Genomic DNA, 19,544 nt, shown 5'->3' on the forward strand with positions numbered 1-19,544 from the left:
ATCAGGTGAGCTTCACACGCGACGATGTTAAAAAAGCTGTTGGTGATGGACTGCTGTCGTTTCCGGTTACCGACTTTGACGCTGAAGGCCGCTTTGATGCCGATAGCTACCGTGAGCGGTTGAAGTGGTTCATCAGCCATGAGATTTCTGCAGTCTTCGTGGCCGGCGGCACCGGAGAGTTCTTCAACCTCTCGATGGATGAGTTCCGTGAAGTCGTGCGTCTGGCGGTGAAGACCGTCGATGGCAAGCTGCCGGTGATCGCCAGCGCTGGCCTGAGTGTGGCCTCTGGTTCGGCCTTTGCGAAGATTGCCGAGGAAGAGGGCGCCGACGGTATCCTGTTGATGCCGCCGTACCTGACCGAGTGCCCGCAGCATGGATTGTTCGAGTACGCTCGCCAGATCTGCGATTCCACTTCGATCAGCGTCATCTATTACAACCGCGGCAACGGCATCATGAAGCCCGAGACCGTGCAGAAGCTGGCCGATGCCTGTCCGAACCTGATCGGCCTCAAGGACGGCAAGGGTGACCTCCAGGCGCTCAACCGCATCATTCGCACTGTCGGTAACCGCCTGACCTATGTTGGTGGTGTGCCGACCGCTGAAATCATGGCCGAGGCCTACCTGGCGATGGGAGTGAACACCTACTCCTCTGCGGTATTCAACTTTGTTCCTGACATGGCAGTGACTTTCTACAAGGCGCTGCGTAGTGGTGATAGCGATACCGTGCGTCGCATCTCTCGCGAGTTTTTCCTGCCTTTTGTCGATCTGCGTGACAACAAGTCAGGCTATGCAGTCAGCCTGATCAAGGCGGGTACCGCTTTGGTCGGCCGTCCTTCCGGAGGCGTTCGCGCACCGCTGGAAATGCCGAGCGATGCTGAAGTCGAGCAACTCAAGCAACTTGTAGAGCGCGCCAAGACGTTCTGATGTACCCGGTTCCTGCTGCGTCTGCCGAGGCAGGAGTATTGCAGGGAAACGGTAAAGCCACCCGGAAGCCGCTCTGGAACAACGTTGCACGCCACCGGCTTCACTACAACGAAACCAATGAGGTGACTTCATGAGCATGTCCAGACTGACACTTGGCATTGGTGCTGCGGCACTGATGACCGGTATGGCACTAGCCCCGGCCGTCATGGCGGCCGATGGCCCGCTGCGCGGCAACGTCCGTGTCGTGATTGGTTCCTCCTCCACCGGCGGGGATACCTATCAGAATGCCAGCATCGTCGTCGATGAGCTGGCCGAGAAGCTCGATCTCAACATGAAGGTCGATGCGGTCGGGGTCAGCGCGGCCTACAACGCTCTGAAGCGTGACCCGCGCGGCAACACGCTGATGATCTTCCACGATCAGTCCTATCTTGGCCATCTGTATGGTGTTCAGGGCTATGAAGATCCGTTCGAGAACTACATCATCGGGCCGACCATCGCCATCAACCCCGGTAATGCCTATCTGGTGCCCAAGGATTCTCCCTACCAGACTCTGGATGACATCATTGCCGCCGTTGGCGAGGGTGAGACAGTGCGTGTGGCCATCCAGCCCGGCGGTGTTTCCGAGATCGGCTATACCGCACTGAAGAATGCGATTCGTATTCTTCATCCGGGCATGGAAGAAAACCTCGTGGCGGTCAATACCGGCTCCCAGTCGGACAAGAACCAGCTGCTGTTTGATGACCAGGCCGATCTGATCAACGGTTCAGTACAGGCCAATGAGCAGTACACCCGCCTGCCGGAAGATGATCAGAAGGCAATGCGCTTTGTATGGCTGACCGCGCGCCACGACACTTTGACCCAGGCGCATGAAGAAGGCCTTGGCCAGACGGATCGTGAGGCTCTGCTGCAGTATGCCGAGCCCAATGTCGAGGTGACCATGGGTGAGGGGCAGAGCTTCGCTTTCGATAAGGAGTTCTTCTTCCTCTACAACAAGGACATGGACCCGGCTATCGTCGAGCAGATCGATGCCACGCTGGAGGAGATCTACGCCGACGGTGAGATTCAGGAAACCCAGAAGCGTTCGTTCTTCATTCCGGACTTCATGCCGTCCAGCGAAGCTCAGGAATATCTGAGCAACAAGGCGGAACGTTATGAAGGCATCATTCAGAGCCTTCAAGAGTAGGTGTTTGGCATCAGACACCGGCGCCCCTGTTCGCCGGTGTCTTGCCGCTGATTCATCACCTCGGCGGACAGTGGTCCGGCCATAACGATACCGATATTACTCATCCGAGAAAGAGCCTTCGCCGGAGGCACTATGGAAGCTCCATCCAATTCCCTGCTTGATGTTTCGATCGACTTCGAAACATCGCACCTGTTTTTCCCCCATATCATTCACTGGGTGCTGGCGGTCCTTTTCGTCCTGGTCCTCGTGTTTCGTGTGCTGCCTTTTCTTGCCGCAGTAAAAAGAGGGGAGAAAGCTCTGCCGATCCTCGGCGAATCCCGCGACAATTTTCGGCTTTTCGGCACTCTGGTACTGATTGTTGCCTATTTCTATCTGATGTCAGTGGTTGGGAATCTCTTTCCCTATACCGGTTACGGGTTTCTGATTACCTCAGTGGCTTTCCTGTTCCTGATGTCACTGATGTACATGCACACCAGAACGCGGCGCAAGGTGATAACGGCAGCAATCAATGCCGTAGTTGCACCGACGTTGGCGTGGGTGATCTTCGCCAAAGTCTTCTATATCACCTTGCCTTGAAGGAGGCATTCTCATGATGGATATTCTGTCGCAGTTGGATTTCTCCTTCTTCCTGCTGGCTTCGATAGGCACCCTGGTGGGCATCATTTTTGGTGCTATCCCGGGTATGACCGCGACCATGGCCGTTGCTGTGTGCTTGCCCCTGACCTATGCACTGGGTCTTGAACATGGACTGGCGTTATTGCTGGGCCTGTATGTCGGCGGCATCTCCGGCGGTATGGTGCCGGCCGTACTACTCAATATTCCCGGTACACCTTCATCGATCACCACCACCTTCGATGGCTACCCAATGGCCCAGAAGGGCGAGGGTGAACGGGCGCTGAGAGTCTGTGTCGTGGCCTCACTGGTCGGCGGATTGATCAGTGCTGCGGTGTTGTTCCTGTTTGCACCGTTGTTGGCGGAGTTCTCGATCAAGTTCTCCTATATCGAGAAGTTCCTGATCATTCTGCTGGCACTGACGGTTATCGCCTCGATGTCGAATAACATGCTGGTGGGCATCTTCAGCGGTGTGATTGGTGTCTGGTTGAGCCTGATCGGGACCTATAGCCTCTCCGATGGCGGTAACGGCAATACTCGTCTGATGTTTGATTTCATGGAGCCCTATCTGTTCGAGGGCTTCTCGCTGCTGCCGGTGTTGATCGGTATCTTCGGTATCTCGACCATCCTGCTCGAAGCCGAACAGGGGGTGACGAGCAACCTGGCGGGACAGAAGATCAAGATCGGCAAGGAAGGTGGCTTCCGGTTGTCGATCTTCAAGGGACGCCTGACCAATCTGATTCGTTCCTCATTCATCGGTACCTTTGTTGGCATGTTGCCAGGCGTGGGCGGCAGTGCGGCTTCGGTGCTGGCCTATACCCAGGAAAAGAACCTGTCACGCGATTCCAGTGAAATGGGCAAGGGGGCGCCTCAAGGGTTGATTGCCTCGGAGTCGGCCAACAATGCCTTGACCGGTGGTGCATTGATTCCGCTGCTGTCGTTGGGGATTCCCGGTGATTCCACCACGGCGGTATTGATTGGTGCCTTTACTCTGCAGGGCATTCAGGTCGGGCCGCTGTTCATTCCGGAAAACTCCGATACCTGGTACATCATGATGATCGCGCTGGTGGTGGCCAACTTCGTGATGTTCGCGCTGATGTTCTATGCCATCAAGTACATCGCCCGTGTGGTGCTGGTACCGAAGTACTTGCTGTATCCGCTGATCGTAATGATGTGTGTGGTCGGTGCCTATGCCATCAACTACGGGATCATGTTCGATGTCTGGACCCTGTTGATCTTCGGCGTATTTGGCTACCTGATCCAGAAGATCGGGCTGGAAGTGGCGCCCTTGATCATTGGCTTTATTCTCGGTAGCTCGGCGGAGGTCTATTTCGTCAAGAGCATCGAGTCCTTCGGCAGCCTGTCGATCTTCTTCACCAAGAGCCCGATTGCGGTGGTGCTGTGGGTGTTGATTGCCGCGTCGGTGACCTTCTCGATCGTCATGGGACTGAAGTCACGCAAGCGTCAGCAGGAAACAACCAGCAACGCCTGAACCGCTTTTCAGAACAGGCTTTCGAGGACCAGGACAATATCATGACCGTGAGCAGCAATCTGGCAAGGACCATCCGGGTTCACCCAAGCGACAATGTAGCCATTGTCGTGCAGCAGGGTGGCCTGGAGGTCGGAACGCAGATCGAGGGCGATGTGCAACTGGTGAACCGGGTTCCCCAGGGTCACAAGGTAGCGTTGGAGGATCTGGCGGAAGGTGAGCGGATCATTCGCTACGGGGAGGTGATCGGTACCGCAACGACGACCATCCCTCGTGGTGGGCATGTCAACGAGAACAACGTTCAGTTGCCAACGCCCCCGGCACTGTCCGAACTGCCGCTGGCGACGCGACCCGCGCCGGATATGCAGCCGTTGGAGGGTTACACCTTCGAGGGCTTCCGTAACCCCGATGGTAGTGTCGGCACCAAGAACGTGCTGGGCATCACCACCAGTGTGCAGTGCGTGGCCGGTACCGTGGATTACGTGGTTCAGCGCATCAAGCGCGAACTGTTGCCGCGCTTCGCCAATGTTGATGACGTGGTCGGACTCAACCACTCCTATGGCTGTGGTGTGGCGATTGGTGCACCGGCGGCGATAGTGCCGATTCGCACTCTGCGCAACATTGCCCTCAACCCCAACTTCGGCGGCGAGGTGATGGTCATCGGCCTGGGCTGCGAGAAGCTGCAGCCGTCGACGCTGGTCGAGGATCGCCCGGTGAAGATCTACGCCAACAGCGAAGATGCTGACCCGGAAGCCAACGTCCTGAGTCTGCAGGATGAATCCTTCACCGGCTTCGGCGACATGATCGATGGAATCATGGCCATGGCTGAGCGCCATCTGGAGCGCTTGAACCGCCGCCAGCGTCAGACCTGTCCGGTATCGGATCTGACAGTGGGCATGCAGTGCGGTGGCAGCGATGCCTTCTCAGGCGTGACCGCCAATCCAGCAGTGGGTTTTGCCACCGACTTGATTGTACGTGCCGGTGGCAGCGTGATGTTCTCCGAAGTGACCGAAGTGCGTGATGCCATCCATCTGCTGACGCCACGTGCCGTGACGCCCGAAGTCGGTCAGGCGCTGCTCGACCAGATGGCCTGGTACGACGATTATCTCGCTCAGGGGCAGGCGGATCGCAGCGCCAATCCTTCGCCCGGCAACAAGAAGGGCGGGTTGAGCAATGTGGTCGAGAAGGCACTGGGCTCGGTAATCAAGTCAGGGAATTCACCGATTTCTGATGTCATCGGGCCGGGGGAGCGTCTGCGTCGCAAGGGGCTGACTTTTGCCGCGACTCCGGCCAGTGACTTCATCTGCGGCACCCTGCAGTTGGCCGCAGGCATGAATCTGCAGGTCTTCACCACCGGTCGCGGCACGCCCTACAACCTACCGATGGCGCCGGTGATCAAGGTCTCGAGTAATTCGGCGTTGGGGCAGCGCTGGCATGATTTGATCGATCTCGATGCGGGACGTATCGCCACTGGCGAGGCGAGCATCGAGCAGGTTGGTTGGGAGCTGTTTGAGCTGATTCTGGATGTGGCAAGCGGACGTCAGCAGGTTGCCGCCGAGCGTCTGGGGATCTTCAACGATCTGGTACTGTTCAATCCGGCTCCGGTGACCTGAAACATCATTCATCTGTTGTGACTCTTCCGGGGCAGCTGTCGATCGGTCCATGGCTCCCCGCCAAATACAACTACTGGTTAATGAGGCGAATAGTATGTTTCCCAGAATTACTCGCATGAAGATCGTTCCGGTCGCCGGCGAAGACGGCTTTCTGCTGAATCTCAGTGGTGGACATGCGCCGTGGTTTATCCGCTGTGTACTGATCCTGGAAGATGAAAGCGGTAACCGCGGTGTTGGTGAAATCCCGTCCAGCGAAGGCATCATCAACGGACTGGAGCAGTGCCGTTCACTGGTGGAAGGCGCTCGGGTCAACGAGGTCAAGAAGGTGCTCAGTCAGGCACGTCAGGTGCTGTCCAGCAACGGTCCCGAAGAGCGTGGTCGTCAGACATTCGACCTGCGTGTCGCCGTCCACGTCGTCACTGCCATCGAGTCGGCGCTGTTTGACCTGTTCGGCCAGGCGCTGGGCATGCCGGTGGCGGACCTGCTGGGCCAGTACGGTCGTCAGCGTGATGAGGTCGAGGCGCTTGGCTACCTGTTCCTGCTCGGTGACCCGGACAAGACCGACCTGCCGTATCCGAAGGTGACCAACCCCGTAGATGCCTGGGACGAAGTACGTTACCAGAAGGCGATGACGCCGGACGCGGTTGCCAATCTGGCCAGAGCCGCCTATGAGCGTTACGGCTTCAGGGACTTCAAGCTCAAGGGTGGTGTGCTGCCGGGTGAAGAAGAAGCGGATTGCATCCGCGCGCTGCATGAGGCCTTCCCCGAGGCGCGCCTGACGCTGGACCCCAACGGTGCCTGGAAGCTGGACGAGGCGGTACGGGTACTCGAGCCGATCAAGGACCTGCTCAGCTACGCGGAAGACCCCTGTGGCCAGGAAGGCGGCTACTCGGGACGCGAGACCATGGCCGAGTTCAAGAAGCGTACCGGGCTGCCCACCGCCACCAACATGATCGCCACCGACTACAAGCAATTGCAGTTGGCGGTACAGCTCAATTCCGTGGATATCCCGCTGGCAGATTGCCACTTCTGGACCATGCAGGGCGCGGTCGCCGTAGGCGAGCTGTGCAATGAGTGGGGCATGACCTGGGGCTCGCACAGCAACAACCATTTCGATATCTCACTGGCGATGATGACTCACGTGGCTGCAGCATGCCCCGGTGAGATCACCGCTATCGATACTCACTGGATCTGGCAGGATGGCCAGCGAATCACTCGCGAGCCGTTCCAGATTCGCGACGGCAAACTCAAGGTGCCGAATGCGCCGGGCCTGGGGGTCGAGATTGATGACGAGAAGCTGATGGAAGCACATCAGAAGTATCGTGGTCTCGATGTCACGCAGCGTAATGACGCCATGGCAATGCAGTACCTGATCAAGGGCTGGGAGTTTGATCCCAAGCGCCCGGCACTGGTGCGTTGATCATGCCATCCGCGATTGTCACCAACCGCGACACCTCACTAAATCGCGAGACATCTCGAAACGAGTGAAACCTCTCGAAACTGCGAGACCAAGGGAGAATGACTGTGAATCTCGAAGGCAAGCAACTGATTGGCGCCGACGCCGTACTGGCAACCGGCCGCCCCATCCATGCCATCAACCCGGCCACCGGTGAGCAGATGGAGCCGGCGTACCCCGGTGGTTCCAACGCCGAGGTCGAGCGTGCCTGTGAGCTGGCGTGGCAGGCTTTCGATGTCTACCGCGAAACTGGCCTCGAACAGCGTGCGGTATTCCTCGAAAGCGTCGCCGATGAGATCGAGGCCATTGGTGACGATTTGATCGAGCGTGCCATGGCCGAATCCGGCCTGCCGCGTGCCCGTCTCGAAGGCGAGCGTGGCCGTACCTGTGGCCAGCTGCGTCTGTTCGCTCGCGTAGTGCGCGATGGCGAATGGCTCGACGTACGCATCGATCCGGCACTGCCGGAGCGTCAGCCGATGCCACGTGTCGACCTGCGTCAGCGTCATATCGGCCTCGGCCCGGTCGCCGTGTTCGGTGCCAGCAACTTCCCGCTGGCCTTCTCGGTTGCCGGTGGTGATACCGCCTCGGCGCTGGCTGCAGGTTGCCCGGTGGTGATCAAGGCGCATTCCGCTCATCCCGGTACCTCGGAGCTGGTCGGTCGCGCCGTACAGCGCGCGGTGCACAAGCATGAGCTGCCGGAAGGTGTGTTCTCACTGCTGTTCGGTTCCGGCCGTGAAGTCGGCCAGGCGCTGGTCGCTGATCCGCGCATCAAGGCAGTGGGCTTCACCGGCTCGCGTGCCGGTGGCACTGCATTGATGAAGACGGCCCAGAATCGCCCCGAGCCGATCCCGGTCTATGCCGAGATGAGTTCGATCAACCCGGTGTTCCTGTTGCCCGAGGCGCTCAAGGCACGTAGCGCGGCGTTGGGTGAAGCCTTTATCGGTTCACTGACCATGGGCGCAGGCCAGTTCTGCACCAATCCTGGCCTGGTGATCGCCATTGAAGGTCCGGAACTGGATGCCTTCGTGGCAGCGGCCGGTGAGACCGTCAAGGGCGCGGCGGCGCAGACCATGCTGACGCCGGGCATCTTCGAGGCCTATGAAAGCGGCGTCAGCGGTTTCAGCGCCAGCGACAAGGCCACTGAAGTGGCCCGTGGCCAGCGTGGCGAAGGCCCCAACCAGTGCCAGGCAGGCCTGTTCACGGCCCAGGCCGCTGACTTCCTCGCTGACGAGGCCCTGCAGGCCGAGATCTTCGGTTCCACCTCGCTGGTGGTGAAGTGCGCCGACCTCGACGAGGTCAAGCGCGTCGCCGAACATCTCGAAGGTCAGCTGACCGCCACGTTGCAGATGGACGATGCCGACGTTGATGTCGCTCGTCAACTGCTGCCGATCCTCGAGCGCCGTGCTGGACGCGTGATGGCCAATGGCTGGCCGACGGGTGTCGAGGTGTGCGATGCCATGGTTCATGGTGGCCCGTACCCGGCGACCTCGGATTCCCGTACCACGTCTGTCGGCACCGCCGCGATCCATCGCTTCCTGCGTCCGGTGTGCTACCAGAGCCTGCCCCAGGCGCTGCTGCCGGAAGCTCTGCGCGACGGCAACCCGGCCAGGGTCAGTCGCCTGGTGGATGGCAAACGCGAAGCTTGATCCATTACTTTCAGCCCGGGAAAAACTCCCGGGCTTTTTTTTCCAGTTGGATAAGAGGGCACAATGAAAATAACACGCCGAACTGTACTGTCTTATGGTGCTGCTGGAATTGCAGCAGCGGCTATGTCCAAATCCTTTGCGCAGTCATTTCCCTTCTCTCCCAATCAGCGCTATCCAGATCCAGCGGTATTGATTCTCGACCCCAGTTTCGCCAGGTATCGCATCTTTTCTGCAACGGTTGAGCAGTTGGGCACCGGCATGCGTTGGGCAGAAGGTCCCGCATATTCTCCACAGGATGGTGTGCTGTTGCTCTCCGATATTCCCAATAATCGCATCATGAAATATGCCGAGAATGATGATTCGTTCAGCGTCTTCCGTGACTCTGCCAACTTCGCCAATGGTAATGTCTTCGATAGTGAAGGTCGTTTGATCACTTGTGAGCACTCAGTGACACGGCGTGTGGTCCGTACCGAGAAGGATGGCAGTCAGACGGTCCTGGCGGATCAGTACCAGGGCAAGAAGCTCAATGCGCCTAATGATGTGGTCACCAGGTCAGATGGCAGTGTCTGGTTCACGGATCCGCTGTTCGGTATCAACGGGAATTATGAAGGTGAGCAGGCTGAGCCGGAGCAGGAAACCACCAATGTGTATCGCATTGATGCTGATGGCACTCTGAATGCGGTCATTACCGATCTGGTCAACCCCAATGGCCTGGCATTCTCACCCGATGAGAGCAAGCTTTATGTCGTGGAATGGAAGGGCACTCCCAACCGTAGTATATGGAGTTATGACGTTGCTGCTGATGGCACACCCTCCAACAAGGTCAAGTTGATCGATGCTTCCGACTTCAGTGGTCTGGACGGATTCAAGGTCGATATCGACGGCAATCTATGGTGTGGCTACGGTAGCAGTGGTGCACTCAATGAAGATCCTGAAGTGGTCGACGGTCGTAGAGTCTTCACCTTGAAGGGAAAACCTGAAGACCTGGATGGAGTGATGGTCTTCAACCCTCAGGGCACACCGATCGGTTTTATCCGTTTGCCCGAGCGTTGTGCCAACCTGACGTTTGGTGGTCCCCAGGGAAATAGACTGTATATGGCCGCCAGCCATTCACTGTATGCGCTTTATGTGAACACGCGGGGCGCAGCGTAATGCTTATGGCAGTGGGATTTTCATGTACATGAATTGCAATGATATGAGTATTAAATAAGCTGTATCTAATATTTTGGTTGGCCTTGAATGGGTCTGCTGAACATGGTCAATACATGTCTCGGAAAACTGAACAAGGAGCTACTCATGCAGCGGTCTGTTGCTCGAAACGCCTGGCGAAGCCTTACCCAGGGCTCTTTCATCGGAGTGCTGTGTGTCGGAGCCTCGTTGTTGAGTGTCGATGCTCTGGCACAATCGGGGGAGCCTGGGCCAACCTATGGCGCTGAACTGGAAGGCTTCGAGTATCCCTGGCCGGAACAACGTTTCACGTTGAGCTCGCAGGGGCAGGAGTTGCAGATGGCCTATCTGGACGTGGCTGCCGAGGATCCCAATGGACGCACCGTTGTGCTAATGCATGGCAAGAACTTCTGTGCTGCAACCTGGCAGGAGTCCATCGAGCGTCTGACCGATGCAGGATATCGCGTTGTTGCGCCGGACCAGATTGGGTTCTGCAAGTCTTCCAAGCCGCACCAGTACCAGTTCAGCTTCCAGCAATTGGCCACCAATACCCATGCGCTGCTGGAGCATCTCGATATCGACAATGCGACGATCATGGGGCATTCCATGGGTGGGATGTTGGCCAGTCGCTATGCACTGATGTATCCGCAGCAGACGGAGCAACTGGTGCTGGTCAATCCCATTGGTCTCGAAGACTGGCAGCAGAAAGGCGTCCCCTATCAGACCATTGACGAGGCGTTTGCCGCAGAGCAACACAAGACCGCTGAGGGAATTCGCAAGTATCAGCAATCCACCTATTACGTAGGCGATTGGCAGCCGGAGTACGACCGTTGGGTCGATATGCTGGCAGGCATGTACGCTGGAGAGGGTGGAAAACAGGTGGCCTGGAACCAGGCGCTGACCTCGGACATGGTGTTCACTCAACCCGTGGTGCATGAGTTCGGTGAACTGCAGGTTCCGACACTGCTGTTGATCGGCGAGCAGGACAACACTGCGATCGTCAAGTCGCTGGCATCACCGGAGGTTCAGGAAACGCTCGGGCACTATGATGTTCTGGGTGAGCAGGCCGCTGAACAGATTCCCGATGCGACCCTGGTGGAATTCCCCGAACTGGGACATTCCCCGCATATTCAGCAGCCCGAGGTGTTCCATGAAGCATTGCTGAAGGGCCTGCAGGAGCTCTGAGTGTTGGCTCCAGAGTCAGGAGTGATCTGATCCATTCAGAGCATCCCGCTGGTGCAGGGACGCACCAGGCATTTTCGATGCTTGCCCGCCTTCTGGCGGCTGCAAGCCATTGAAAATGTGAACCAGCCCATCACTTGTTGTGGGCTGGTGTCACTGAAGAATTCCACGGATGGAATTATCCAGAGGATCCCTGGATCAGTCCCACTGACTTCAATACCAACAACCCTGCACTGATGGTAAACAGGCTCATCAAGGTGCTGAGCATGATGATGCTGGCGGCAAGTCGTTCATTGCCGCCAGCTCCTCTGGCCATGACATAGGCCACGGCAGCGGTGGGGCTACCGAAAAACAGCATCATGATGCCAAGCTCGGCACCGCGATACCCCATACAGATGGCCGCCCCCACGCCGATAACCGGCATGATGATTACCTTCCAGATGCTGGCACTCAATGCCAGCGTGCTGCTCTCCCGAGCAGATGCCAGGCTCAGACTGCCGCCGATGCAGATCAAGGCCAGTGGCAGTGACAGCGAAGCGAAGTAGTTGCCTGAGGTCAATAACCAGCCCGGAAGCTGGATGTCCAGCCATGCCAGAGGCAGGGCCGCGACAATGCCGATAATCAATGGGTTGGTAGCGATATCGCGCACGATATCACGCGGTCGGGAGCTGGCTGTCGAGCTATACACCGAGAGCACGATGGCCGACAGTACCAGGTTCACGATAATGATACCGCCAGCCATGATACTGCCCAGCGACAGCCCCGTATCACCGTACATGCTGGCCGAGAGTGCCAGGCCGACAATCCCGCAGTTGCCGCGAAAGGCACCCTGGACGAAGACGCCACGCTCATCGTGTGGGCAGCGCCACAGTGCCCACAGCCAGATCAGACAGAAGATGGCTGCGGAAATGGTCAGATACCAGGCAGTCAGCCCGAGGCTGAGCAATGCGCCGGTGTCTGTCGCGGCAATGCTGAGAAACAGCAGGGTCGGCATGGTCGCTTTGAAGACCAGACTCGAGGCGGTATTGACGAACTGTTGATCTATCCAGCCGAGGCGCCGAAGAATGGCACCGAGAAACACCATGGCGAAGACTGGCAGGCTGACTTCGAGACTGGCGAAAAGGATGCTGAGATCGATGATGATATCCCCTTGCCGTTTCAGTAGAGAGGTGTTGCTGGGTTATCAATAATACTATGTATGATGAAATAGCGGAAATCGTAACAGGTTCACAGGATTTACATCTGCTGACTGCCTGGCGAAAGGGCGGCCGCAATCGCGCAGTGCGGCAACTGCAATGTTGGTGTACCGCGGTGCACATCCGAGCCTGACGCCTGCATCGAGGCTTGTGGCGCCAGGCGGAGTTGCGGATGGGCGTGAGAAGGTCTCGAAGGAAGGGTGCGTAGCCGCCCAGGCTAGCGGGCCAGCCAGAGACCGATGGCAATTGCGAAGGCTACTGTGGCGAAGAACAGAGTATTACGAAGGCGGGTATCGCGGGGCGGCTTGTGACTCACGACTGACTCCAGAAGATTAACGAATGAGTATGAAACAAAGGGTGTGAATGAATAGGGTTTGAACGAATAGGGTTTGAGCGAATAGGGTTTGAACAACAGAGGTTGAACGAACCGAAGTGGCAGCAGAGCAACGATGGGCCAGCACACTTGGCGCTACATGCTAATGCGGTTAGCCTGCTAGCGCGAGTGTCGCGTCTCGTGAGATCAGTATGTTGCCGAATCATCAGGCGAATCCTGCGAGACCGTATACTGGCTTTGGCCGCATAGGGACAGCTTGCGGCGATATTCGATCAGCCGGGTATAGATAACCGGATTTTGACAAACGGATTTTGACAATCAGGCTCTGACAACCATGACAAAAACATCCCTGCCGACCCTGTTGTTTGCGCATGCCAACGGCTTTCCCGGGCACAGTTACCACAGCCTGCTGGCCCCGCTGGCCAGCCAGTTCAATGTTCTTCCCGTCGATCGACTTGGACACCATCCGGATTTTCCGGTCGGCCACAACTGGCTGGCGCTGCGAGACGAACTGCTCAGAGACGTGGAAGCCCTGCCTGAGCCGGTGGTTGGGGTAGGGCACTCCATGGGCGGAGTACTGACTGCGATGGCAGCACGAGTGATGCCACACAAGTTTCATTCGGTGATCATGCTCGATCCGCCGCTGATGCTGGGGATGGATGCATTGATGCTGCGTGCCAGCAAGTTGCTGGGGATGGTCGATCGAGTGACACCAGCCGGCAAGACCAGCAAGCGCCGAACGCGCTGGGAGAGTCGTGAGGCGATGCGTGCACAGTTGCAGCGCAAGGGCTTGTTCCGGCGTTTTACCGCGGAAGCTCTGGACGACTATATCGCAGCCGGTTCGCGTGAGATGGATGATGGCAGTGTAGTACTCAGCTATGACCCGGAAATCGAGCTTGAGATATTCCGGCACTTGCCGCACCACCTGGACCGACTCCCCAAAGAGGTTCGTGTACCACTGGCGGTGATTGCCGGTGAGAGTTCGGACCTGCTGACGCCTCGCCGTTGCCGACGACTGCAGCGGCGCGGTATCCGACTTTCCATGGTGCCCGGTACTCATATGTTCCCGATGGAAGAGCCGGCAGCGACGCGTGAGGCGCTGGTGGCGATGATCAGTGAGCTGGCAGGTGGAGGAAAGCACTGATGAGGCAGCATGCTGCTCCTCGAGCACTGACGCTTGCTGGTGGCCGACTGGCGGCATTGGAATGGGGGCGAGCAGAGGCTCCTGCATGGTTGGCTCTGCATGGCTGGCTGGACAATGCGGCGAGCTTCTTGCGACTGGCGCCGAAGCTGGTGGAATCTCTGGATATTCGTATTCTGGCCATCGACTTCGCTGGCCATGGATTATCGGCACCGCTGCCGGGGCAGTATGACTACGCACTCTGGGATTACTGCCATGACGTGCTCGATATCATCGATGAGTTGGATATCGAACGGATCCCGCTGCTGGCGCATTCCATGGGCGCGGGAGTGGCGTCGCTGCTGGCTGCCGCTGTGCCGGAGCGCATTGAGCGGTTGGTATTGATCGATGGCCTGGGAGCATTGACGACACCGGCCGAAGACATGGCCCGCGAATTGGGCAGGTCTCTGCGAGCACACCGTCGACAGCGCTCTTCCGGGCCGCGTTATGCCACTGTTGAAGCGGCAGTAGCGGCGCGAGTTGCGGGGGGCGCGACGCCGGTCACGACTGCTGAGGTCAGCGAGATCGTGGCGCGTAACCTTCATGAACTGGCTGATGGAGGGGTTAGGCTGCGCACCGACTCGCGCCTCAAACGTCCCTCCCCGGTGAGGTTGACCCCTGAACAGGTGGTGGCAATGCTGGGAGCAATCGAATGCCCGGTGCTGCTGATCGAGGGGCGCGACGGCATCCTCGGCGAACGTGAAGCGGCGGTTCGTAATCGCGCTGCGATCAGAAACCTCGAGCGTCAGGTGCTGGAGGGTGGTCATCACCTTCATGCTTCACCGGCTCATGTCGAGAGTGTCCATGACACTATTGTCGACTCCTTGTCGTCATGAGGCCACACTGGATTCAAGGAAGGAGAGCCTGTCGGCAAGCCACTCGAGGAGGGATGCAATGAACGCCTTGAAGTCCGATTGCCCAAGAGGCCTCAGCGGCAAGCGTATCGCCTTGACGCTGGGAAGTGGCGGAGCGCGTGGCTATGCTCACATCGGAGTGATCCAGGAGTTGGTCGCCCGGGGCTATGAGATCACCACAATCTCCGGTTGCTCGATGGGGGCCTTGATCGGCGGAATCTATGCGGCCGGCAAGCTGGATGAATATCGAGAATGGGTCGAAAGTCTCGGCTCTTTTGCTGTGCTGCGGCTATTGCTGGATGTGAATTTCGGGCCGATGGGTGCCATGCAGGGGCGCAAGTTGATGAATAAGCTCGAGACGCTTATCGGTGATATCAACATTGAAGACCTGCCGATTCCCTTCACTGCGGTGGCGACCGACTTGATGCGTCAGCGAGAGGTGTGGTTTCAGAAAGGCTCGTTGCTCAAGGCCATTCGTGCATCCATCGCTATTCCCGGGGTTTTCACTCCCGTCGAAGATGGGCCGCGAGTATTGGTGGATGGTGGCCTCCTCAACCCCTTACCGATCATTTCCAATGTTTCGTCAGATGCTGATCTGATAATGGCGGTCAACGTCACCGCCAGCAGTTCCAGCCTGGTGACCCTTGAGGAATTGCTGCCCAGCGATGAGCCGGCCTGCAATGAAGGTAAAGACAATGAAGGTAAAGACGAAGATGAGTCTCGCGAGGCGAGTGGCGGAGATTCAGAGGAGCTTTCCTGGGTGGGGGACCTTCTGACCAGGCGCTGGCTGCGTTCCGCCGGCAGGGAAGCCAATCGTGATCTGGAACGAGAAGGTGGGACCCTGGAGTCTCGAGAATGGGGGCGGCTGGCGATGATTCTGACATCCTTCGATATTACTCAGGCGGCGCTGGCCCGCTATCGGGTAGCGGGCTGTCCCCCGGACATACTCATCGAGGTGCCCAAGTCAGTATGTGGCTCATTCGAGTTCCATCGAGCGCGTGAGCTGGTGCGCCTGGGACGTCATCTGACTTGTCAGTCGCTCGACCGCCTCGAGGCCTGTGGCGTGGTGACCGAACAGGAGCGCATCCGCAACTGACGCGTGGATGATCGCAACATCAGAGCCGGCCACGCTTGCGCAACAGGATGTAGACAGCTCCCGTACCGCCATCAGCGTCGGTGGCTGAGCAGAAGGCCAGTACATTGGGCCATTCACGCAGCCAGGCGTTGACGTGACTCTTGATCACAGGGTAATCCGCAGTAGCGCCCCAGGCCTTGCCGTGGACCACCAGCACACAACGTTGCCCACTGGACTGGGCATCGTTGAGAAAACTCTCCAATTGTTGACGAGCTTCTTCCAGGCGGTAGCCATGCAGGTCAAGCCCTGCCTCCCAGGCCATCTGGCCGCGCTTGAGTTGACTGCGGGTTCGCCAGGGCAGGTCAGGTAGCGCGAAGTCGAGATAGTCAGAGGGCAGGACCGGCTCGACACGGCCATCAGAGGTGCGTCCTGTGGATTCGCTTTCGCTGGCGCTGACCGCCGATGCACGGCGAGCGGCTACCGACTCGTCGCCCAGTGCATCGCGTCTGGTAGGCTTTCCGGTATCGGCACGGTTGGTCTTGATGCGTCGTACGCCGGCTTCCTTGATGGCCTGACGAAAGGCATGGATATCATCGTCGGACGGGGGCAGGCGGTGATTCATGGGCGGCTCGATAAATGACGGAAGACTTCTGGATGCGTGCAGTATACCTTGCCAGCCGTGGCAGTGAACCGCTGGCACAGATACAATCGCTGGTTGCAGCTCGCCCTCGGTGGCCGCTTTTTTCAACTCGATGCGACTGACAGGATGCACCCTTGGCTGACTCTGTTTCGACCCCCGGGGCTTCGACCCTTGTCCTTGACGATCATGCAATTGCTGATGATCTCGTAACCCTGCGCGACTGCCTGCGTTGGGCCACCAGTGAATTTCACCTCGCCGGCCTTACCTACAGCCACGGTACCGACTCGGCCTGGGATGAGGCTGTTGCCCTGGTACTCGGTGCCCTGCATCTGCCCTGGGACGTTGATCCCGGCGTTCAGGCGGCGCGTTTGCTGCCAATCGAGCGGCAGCGCATCGTGGCGCTGGTCCGCGCCCGTATCAGTAGCCGTCAGCCGTTACCCTATCTGCTGGGCGAGGCGTTCTTTGCCGGTTTGACCTTTGCCGTCGATGAGCGTGTGCTGATTCCGCGTTCACCGATTGCTGAACTGATCGAGGATGGCTTCAGTGCGTGGTTCCCTGAGGAACCTCCTGCCCGTATTCTCGATCTATGCACCGGCTCCGGGTGTATTGGCATTGCCACCGCGCATTATCTGCAGACTGCTGAAGTCGATTTGAGTGATATCAGTGAGGATGCATTGGCTGTAGCGCGTGCCAATATCACTCGCCATGACGTTGGCCGCAGGGTTCGCGCAGTGTCCAGTGATGTCTTCGCAGGGCTTGAGGGGCAGCGATATGATTTGATTGTATCGAACCCTCCTTATGTCGATGCGCGCGACCTGGCGACGATGCCTGCGGAGTTTCGCCATGAGCCTTCGCTGGCGTTGGGCGCAGGGAAGGATGGGCTGGATATCGTTCGACGTATCCTGCGTGAGGCCAGACAGCACCTCAGCGATCATGGAGTACTGGTCGTCGAGGTAGGTAACTCCGATCATCATCTCGAAGCGGCTTTCCCGGAAGTGCCCTTCATGTGGCTCGACTTCGAGCGCGGTGGTCAGGGAGTCTTCGCCTTGACCGCCGAGGAACTCGACGCCCACGCGGCGTCCTTCAGCTGATTCACGCCTTTACAGATTCATCGAGGAACGCCCATGTCAGGCAATACCTTCGGCAAGTTATTCACCGTGACCACTTTTGGCGAGAGCCACGGCGTCGCCCTTGGTGCGATTGTCGATGGCTGTCCGCCTGGTCTTGAATTGAGCGAGACTGATCTGCAGAAGGAACTGGATCGTCGTCGCCCCGGTTCTTCGCGGCACACCACTCAACGCCGTGAGCCCGATCAGGTTCGCATTCTGTCAGGCGTTTTCGAGGGTGTAACTACAGGGACACCCATTGGGCTGTTGATCGAAAATACCGATCAGCGCTCGAAGGACTACGGCAAGATCAAGGATCAATTTCGTCCCGCCCATGCCGACTACACCTACCATCACAAGTATGGTGTGCGCGACTATCGTGGTGGTGGGCGCTCCAGTGCTCGTGAGACAGCCATGCGTGTGGCGGCTGGAGCCATCGCGAAGAAGTTCCTCGCCAGCCACGGCATTCAGGTACGTGGCTACATGAGCCAACTGGGACCGATCGAGATTGAGCTGCGTGATTGGGAGGCCGTGGACAGCAACCCATTCTTCTGTCCAGACCCGCAACGCCTGCCAGAGCTCGAGGAGTATATGGACCAGCTGCGTCGTGACCAGGACTCGGTCGGCGCGAAGATCACTGTTATGGCAGAAGGCTTGCCGCCGGGCCTTGGCGAACCGATTTTCGATCGCCTTGATGCTGACCTGGCCCATGGCCTGATGAGCATCAACGCCGTCAAGGGCGTGGAAATTGGCGATGGTTTTGGCGTGGTGACCCAGCGTGGCAGCGAGCATCGCGACGAAATGACCCCTGAGGGGTTCCAGTCCAATCATGCCGGTGGCGTGCTGGGCGGTATTTCCAGCGGACAGACATTGATCGCTCACCTGGCACTGAAGCCGACCTCCAGCATCACCATCCCCGGGCGCTCGATCGATGTTGATGGCAACTCGGTCGAGGTAGTGACCAAAGGTCGCCACGACCCCTGTGTCGGTATCCGAGCCACGCCAATTGCTGAAGCGATGATGGCTCTGACACTGATGGATCACTATCTGCGTCATCGTGCACAGAACGCAGAGGTTGAGGTGGCAACACCGCGTCTACGCTGAAGTTGGATGAGCTACATGGGCACGTGGGTTACATGAAACGCATGCCTGCTACACTCATGATTAGCCCCTGAGCTTTTGAAGAAAACCTGAGCTCTAGAATAAGCTTGAACTCTTGAATCACCCCCTGAGTTTGCGATGGGAATCAGGGGGAATGCACATGAGGCCGCCATGAAGATCAATGTCGAGTTCGATCTGACCCCCGACGAGTTCCGTCAGGCGCTGGGACTGCCTAATATCGAGACGTTCCAGCAGGAGCTGCTCGAGCGCATCCAACGGCAGATGGAGTCCGGTGTCGAAGGCTATGATCCGATGAGCCTGATGCAGCCATTTCTTCAGCAACCGGCCTTGCAGCAGGGCTTGTCACAGGGCTTGTCACAAGGTCTGGCCAGTTTCGGCAACTATCAGAAGATGATGCTCGACATGCTGAGCCAGGCGGCGCAGAAGGCTCGTAATGATGGTAGCGACGGAGATGCCGACGAATCGTCTTCGGCTCGCGCAAGTAAACCTTCTTCCAGCAAGAGCTCAACCTCCTCGGGCACGACGTCCTCACGCAGTAGTGGAGCACGGGCCTCGGCGCGCTCGCGTTCGACGAAAAGCAAGTCCTGATACCCCGGTGGCGCCCGGCGCCACTGGCTTCGTTCTCATCCTGTTCCGGGAGGTGTTGCCGATTCGCGCAGACTTCGCGGCTGTCATGGCGCTGTCACCTGCTGTGTGCCAAACTGATCATTGCTGCGCTGCAACACATGTGTATTGGCACAAGATGTGAGACGTGTGGTAGCAACGT

17 protein-coding genes are annotated in these 19,544 nt (G+C 58.2%); 15 read left to right on the forward strand and 2 right to left on the reverse strand.

The annotated features are described in order from the left end of the window. Nucleotides 1–5: 5 nt before the first annotated feature. From kdgD to AR456_RS05310, 9 genes are all read left to right on the forward strand, one after another. Nucleotides 6–923, forward strand: a complete 918-nt coding sequence (kdgD, locus tag AR456_RS05270) for a 5-dehydro-4-deoxyglucarate dehydratase (protein ID WP_021820316.1) — start codon at nucleotides 6–8, stop codon at nucleotides 921–923. A 130-nt stretch (nucleotides 924–1,053) separates the two neighbouring features. Beyond that, complete coding sequence (locus AR456_RS05275; RefSeq protein WP_021820317.1) at nucleotides 1,054–2,106, forward strand: ABC transporter substrate-binding protein; 1,053 nt, start codon at nucleotides 1,054–1,056, stop codon at nucleotides 2,104–2,106. A gap of 132 nt (nucleotides 2,107–2,238) precedes the next feature. Beyond that, a complete protein-coding gene (locus AR456_RS05280) occupies nucleotides 2,239–2,682 on the forward strand; it encodes a tripartite tricarboxylate transporter TctB family protein (RefSeq protein ID WP_021820318.1) in 444 nt (147 codons plus the stop codon). Nucleotides 2,683–2,695: 13 nt separating this feature from the next. Further along, on the forward strand, nucleotides 2,696–4,210 hold the full coding sequence (locus AR456_RS05285) for a tripartite tricarboxylate transporter permease (protein WP_021820319.1): 1,515 nt from the start codon (nucleotides 2,696–2,698) through the stop codon (nucleotides 4,208–4,210). A 41-nt stretch (nucleotides 4,211–4,251) separates the two neighbouring features. Continuing rightward, nucleotides 4,252–5,820 carry a galactarate dehydratase gene (garD, locus tag AR456_RS05290; protein WP_021820320.1) on the forward strand — a complete coding sequence of 523 codons (1,569 nt, stop codon included), beginning with the start codon at nucleotides 4,252–4,254 and terminating at the stop codon, nucleotides 5,818–5,820. Nucleotides 5,821–5,914: 94 nt separating this feature from the next. Beyond that, nucleotides 5,915–7,240 carry an enolase C-terminal domain-like protein gene (locus AR456_RS05295; protein ID WP_031208551.1) on the forward strand — a complete coding sequence of 442 codons (1,326 nt, stop codon included), beginning with the start codon at nucleotides 5,915–5,917 and terminating at the stop codon, nucleotides 7,238–7,240. Nucleotides 7,241–7,344: 104 nt separating this feature from the next. Continuing rightward, nucleotides 7,345–8,922: an aldehyde dehydrogenase (NADP(+)) gene (locus AR456_RS05300; RefSeq protein WP_056933023.1), complete on the forward strand. Its 1,578-nt coding sequence runs from the start codon at nucleotides 7,345–7,347 to the stop codon at nucleotides 8,920–8,922. A 123-nt stretch (nucleotides 8,923–9,045) separates the two neighbouring features. Further along, the gene (locus AR456_RS05305; RefSeq protein WP_021820323.1) at nucleotides 9,046–10,074 is read left to right on the forward strand and encodes an SMP-30/gluconolactonase/LRE family protein; all 1,029 of its coding nucleotides are present in this window, start codon (nucleotides 9,046–9,048) and stop codon (nucleotides 10,072–10,074) included. A 144-nt stretch (nucleotides 10,075–10,218) separates the two neighbouring features. Continuing rightward, nucleotides 10,219–11,274 carry an alpha/beta fold hydrolase gene (locus AR456_RS05310; RefSeq protein ID WP_021820324.1) on the forward strand — a complete coding sequence of 352 codons (1,056 nt, stop codon included), beginning with the start codon at nucleotides 10,219–10,221 and terminating at the stop codon, nucleotides 11,272–11,274. Between the two features lie 175 nt (nucleotides 11,275–11,449). On the opposite strand, the gene AR456_RS05315 is transcribed toward AR456_RS05310, so the two are convergent. Beyond that, entirely contained in the window at nucleotides 11,450–12,433 is a 984-nt protein-coding gene (locus AR456_RS05315) for an AEC family transporter (RefSeq protein ID WP_335337929.1), read from the reverse strand. 702 nt (nucleotides 12,434–13,135) lie between these two features. On the opposite strand from AR456_RS05315, the gene AR456_RS05320 reads away from it, so the two are divergent. From AR456_RS05320 to AR456_RS05330, 3 genes are read left to right on the forward strand one after another with little or no spacing between them, the layout of a single operon-like run. Further along, nucleotides 13,136–13,945 (forward strand): alpha/beta fold hydrolase, encoded by an 810-nt coding sequence (locus AR456_RS05320; protein WP_021820327.1) that lies wholly within the window; start codon nucleotides 13,136–13,138, stop codon nucleotides 13,943–13,945. Further along, on the forward strand, nucleotides 13,945–14,817 hold the full coding sequence (locus AR456_RS05325) for an alpha/beta fold hydrolase (protein WP_021820328.1): 873 nt from the start codon (nucleotides 13,945–13,947) through the stop codon (nucleotides 14,815–14,817). Before AR456_RS05320 ends, AR456_RS05325 begins: the two co-directional genes overlap by 1 nt. A gap of 58 nt (nucleotides 14,818–14,875) precedes the next feature. Beyond that, nucleotides 14,876–15,931 (forward strand): patatin-like phospholipase family protein, encoded by a 1,056-nt coding sequence (locus AR456_RS05330; protein ID WP_021820329.1) that lies wholly within the window; start codon nucleotides 14,876–14,878, stop codon nucleotides 15,929–15,931. A gap of 19 nt (nucleotides 15,932–15,950) precedes the next feature. On the opposite strand, the gene AR456_RS05335 is transcribed toward AR456_RS05330, so the two are convergent. Beyond that, nucleotides 15,951–16,532 (reverse strand): Smr/MutS family protein, encoded by a 582-nt coding sequence (locus AR456_RS05335; RefSeq protein ID WP_021820330.1) that lies wholly within the window; start codon nucleotides 16,530–16,532, stop codon nucleotides 15,951–15,953. A gap of 152 nt (nucleotides 16,533–16,684) precedes the next feature. On the opposite strand from AR456_RS05335, the gene prmB reads away from it, so the two are divergent. From prmB to AR456_RS05350, 3 genes are all read left to right on the forward strand, one after another. Then, nucleotides 16,685–17,641 (forward strand): 50S ribosomal protein L3 N(5)-glutamine methyltransferase, encoded by a 957-nt coding sequence (prmB, locus tag AR456_RS05340; protein WP_021820331.1) that lies wholly within the window; start codon nucleotides 16,685–16,687, stop codon nucleotides 17,639–17,641. Nucleotides 17,642–17,674: 33 nt separating this feature from the next. After that, complete coding sequence (gene aroC / locus AR456_RS05345) at nucleotides 17,675–18,760, forward strand: chorismate synthase (RefSeq protein WP_021820332.1); 1,086 nt, start codon at nucleotides 17,675–17,677, stop codon at nucleotides 18,758–18,760. A gap of 168 nt (nucleotides 18,761–18,928) precedes the next feature. Then, entirely contained in the window at nucleotides 18,929–19,366 is a 438-nt protein-coding gene (locus tag AR456_RS05350; protein WP_021820333.1) for a hypothetical protein, read from the forward strand. Nucleotides 19,367–19,544: the final 178 nt, after the last annotated feature.

This window comes from Halomonas huangheensis (genome assembly GCF_001431725.1).
Taxonomy (GTDB): Bacteria; Pseudomonadota; Gammaproteobacteria; order Pseudomonadales; family Halomonadaceae; genus Halomonas; species Halomonas huangheensis.

Bases quoted from the DNA above. Each gene is read 5' to 3' on its own strand.
- AR456_RS05275 (WP_021820317.1), top strand. From the start codon at position 1,054: ATGAGCATGTCCAGACTGACACTTGGCATTGGTGCTGCGGCACTGATG.
- AR456_RS05280 (WP_021820318.1), top strand. From the start codon at position 2,239: ATGGAAGCTCCATCCAATTCCCTGCTTGATGTTTCGATCGACTTCGAA.
- AR456_RS05285 (WP_021820319.1), top strand. From the start codon at position 2,696: ATGATGGATATTCTGTCGCAGTTGGATTTCTCCTTCTTCCTGCTGGCT.
- garD (WP_021820320.1), top strand. From the start codon at position 4,252: ATGACCGTGAGCAGCAATCTGGCAAGGACCATCCGGGTTCACCCAAGC.
- AR456_RS05295 (WP_031208551.1), top strand. From the start codon at position 5,915: ATGTTTCCCAGAATTACTCGCATGAAGATCGTTCCGGTCGCCGGCGAA.
- AR456_RS05305 (WP_021820323.1), top strand. From the start codon at position 9,046: ATGTCCAAATCCTTTGCGCAGTCATTTCCCTTCTCTCCCAATCAGCGC.
- AR456_RS05310 (WP_021820324.1), top strand. From the start codon at position 10,219: ATGCAGCGGTCTGTTGCTCGAAACGCCTGGCGAAGCCTTACCCAGGGC.
- AR456_RS05320 (WP_021820327.1), top strand. From the start codon at position 13,136: ATGACAAAAACATCCCTGCCGACCCTGTTGTTTGCGCATGCCAACGGC.
- AR456_RS05325 (WP_021820328.1), top strand. From the start codon at position 13,945: ATGAGGCAGCATGCTGCTCCTCGAGCACTGACGCTTGCTGGTGGCCGA.
- AR456_RS05330 (WP_021820329.1), top strand. From the start codon at position 14,876: ATGAACGCCTTGAAGTCCGATTGCCCAAGAGGCCTCAGCGGCAAGCGT.
- AR456_RS05335 (WP_021820330.1), bottom strand. From the start codon at position 16,532: ATGAATCACCGCCTGCCCCCGTCCGACGATGATATCCATGCCTTTCGT.
- aroC (WP_021820332.1), top strand. From the start codon at position 17,675: ATGTCAGGCAATACCTTCGGCAAGTTATTCACCGTGACCACTTTTGGC.
- AR456_RS05350 (WP_021820333.1), top strand. From the start codon at position 18,929: ATGAAGATCAATGTCGAGTTCGATCTGACCCCCGACGAGTTCCGTCAG.